Below are 2691 nucleotides of genomic sequence, written 5' to 3'. Positions count from 1 at the left end.
CTGGGCATGCTGCATCGCGGCGAGCACGCCGAGATCACCACGGTGCTGGGCGACACGGTCGACTCCGAAGTCTCGGGCAACATGATCGACCTGTGCCCGGTCGGCGCGCTCACCAGCAAGCCGTTCCGCTACAGCGCCCGCAACTGGGAGCTGTCGCGCCGCAAGTCGGTCAGCCCGCACGACGGCACCGGCGCCAACCTGCTGGTGCAGGTCAAGAACAACCGCGTGAAGCGCGTGCTCCCGCTGGAGAACGACGCCGTCAACGAGCTGTGGCTGGCCGACCGCGACCGCTTCTCGTACGAAGCGCTGAACACCGACGAGCGCCTGACCGCGCCCATGCTCAAGCAGGGCGGGGAGTGGAAGACCGTCGACTGGCAGACCGCGCTGGAATACGTCGCCAATGGCTTGAAGCAGGTCAAGGCGCAGCATGGTGCCAACAGCATCGGCGCGCTGGTCGCGCCGCACAGCACGGTGGAAGAACTGTTCCTGGCCGGCCAGCTGGTGCGCGGCCTGGGCAGCGAAAACATCGACCACCGCCTGCGCCATGCCGAGTTCCCTTCGGGTGAAGGCGTCCGCTGGCTGGGCACCAGCATCGCGTCGCTGTCGACGCTGCAAGGCGCGCTGGTGATCGGCTCCAACCTGCGCAAGGACCATCCGCTGTTCGCGCTGCGCCTGCGCGGCGCGGTGCGCAACGGCGCCCGTGTGGCCGTCATCCACGACCACGACGACAATTGGGCGATGCCGGTGGTCGGCAAGCAGGTCGCGCCAGCGGGCCAGTGGCTGCAGGCGCTGGCCGACGTCGCCACCGCCATCGGCGCCGAGCAGGGCGCTTGCGCCCCGGCGCAAGGCACGGCGACCGACGCGGCCAAGGGCCTCGCCGCCGCCCTGCTGTCCGGTGAGCGCAAGGCCGTCCTGCTGGGCAACGCCGCCGCGCACCACGCGCAGGCTTCATCGCTGCTGGCGCTGGCCAACTGGATCGGCGCTAGAACCGGCGCCACCGTCGGCTACCTGACCGAGGCGGGCAACACCGTGGGCGCGCAGCTGGTCAACGCGCTGCCGGGGCAGGGCGGTCTGAACGCCGGCCAGATGCTGGCCGGTGGCCTGAAGGCCGCGATCCTGCTGCACACCGAACCGGCGTTCGACTCCGCTGCCGGCGCCCGCGCCGGCGCCGGGCTGGCGCAAGCCGAGATGGTGATCTCGCTCAATTCGTTCAAGGCCAACATGGACATCGCCGACGTGCTGCTGCCGGTGGCGCCGTTCACCGAGACGCCCGGCACTTTCGTCAACGCCGAAGGCCGCGTGCAGGGCTTCCACGCCGTGGTCAAGCCGCTGGGCGAGACCCGTCCGGCCTGGAAGGTGCTGCGCGTGCTGGCCAACCTGCTGGGCGTGCAGGGCTTCGAGTACGAATCGGCCCAGGACGTGCTGGCGGCGGCGCGTGGCGCCGACGCCGGCCAGGCCATGGTCCAAGGCGACCGCATGAACAACGCGACGTCCGCGGCCATCCGCATGGGCGAGGCCGCCGGCACGCCGGTGACGGCATCGATCTACCAGGTCGACGGCATCGTGCGGCGCGCGCCTTCGCTGCAGCTCACGGCCGACGCCCGCGTGGCGATGGAGGCGGCGCCATGATCGACACGCTGTACGGCTTGGGCAACGGCCTGATCGCCGCGCCGTGGTGGAGCGGCGCCGGCTGGCCGGTGATCTGGACGGTCATCAAGATCATGGCGGTGGTGCTGCCGCTGATGGGCGCCGTTGCCTACCTGACCTTGTGGGAACGCAAGGCCATCGGCTTCACCCAGCTGCGGCCCGGCCCGAACCGGGTGGGCCCGCTCGGCCTGCTCACGCCGATCGCCGACGCGCTCAAGCTGCTGACCAAGGAGATCATCCTTCCGACGGTGGCCAACAAGGGCCTGTTCCTGCTCGGGCCGATCATGACGATCATGCCGGCGCTGGTGGCCTGGGTCGTGATCCCGTTCGGCCCCGACATGGCGCTGGCCAACATCAACGCCGGCCTGCTGTTCCTGATGGCGATCACGTCGCTGGAGGTCTACGGCGTGATCATCGCCGGCTGGGCGTCCAACTCCAAGTACGCCTTCCTGGGCGCGCTGCGCGCTTCGGCGCAGATGGTCAGCTACGAAATCGCGATGGGCTTTTGCCTGGTGGTGGTGCTGATGGTGGCCGGCAGCCTGAACCTGACCGACATCGTGCTGGCGCAAGACCGCGGCTGGTTCGCCTCCATGGGGATCAACTTCCTGTCGTGGAACTGGCTGCCCTTGCTGCCGATCTTCGTCGTCTACTTCATCTCCGGCCTGGCCGAGACCAACCGCCACCCGTTCGACGTGGTGGAAGGCGAGTCGGAGATCGTGGCCGGCCACATGATCGAGTACTCGGGCATGAGCTTCGCCATGTTCTTCCTGGCGGAATACGCGAACATGTGGCTGTTCTCGATCCTGGCGGTGGTGATGTTCCTGGGCGGCTGGCTGCCCCCGATCGACGCGCCGCTGCTCAACTGGGTCCCGGGCTGGATCTGGCTGTTCGCCAAGACCTTCGTCGTGGTGACCATGTTCCTGTGGGTCCGCTCGACCTTCCCGCGCTCCCGCTACGACAAGATCATGCGTCTGGGATGGAAGATCTTCATCCCTCTAACGCTGATCGGGCTGGTGGTCATCGGCTCCTGTTTGCTGACGCCGT

General features: G+C 68.5%; 2 protein-coding genes. Both read left to right on the top strand.

Annotated elements, in window-relative coordinates; genetic code table 11:
* Window positions 1–1629: molybdopterin-dependent oxidoreductase (locus JWP65_RS02555; protein WP_299760047.1), on the top strand; the 1629-nt coding region annotated here is incomplete at its 5' end.
* Window positions 1626–2691: NADH-quinone oxidoreductase subunit NuoH (gene nuoH, locus JWP65_RS02550; RefSeq protein WP_299760045.1), on the top strand; the 1066-nt coding region annotated here is incomplete at its 3' end. The genes JWP65_RS02555 and nuoH, both read left to right, overlap by 4 nt.

It is taken from the genome of Ramlibacter sp. (genome assembly GCF_028292805.1).
GTDB lineage: Bacteria > Pseudomonadota > Gammaproteobacteria > Burkholderiales > Burkholderiaceae_C > Ramlibacter.
Note: the sequence above shows the minus strand (reverse complement) of the source record. Positions and strands in the feature narration are given on the sequence as shown.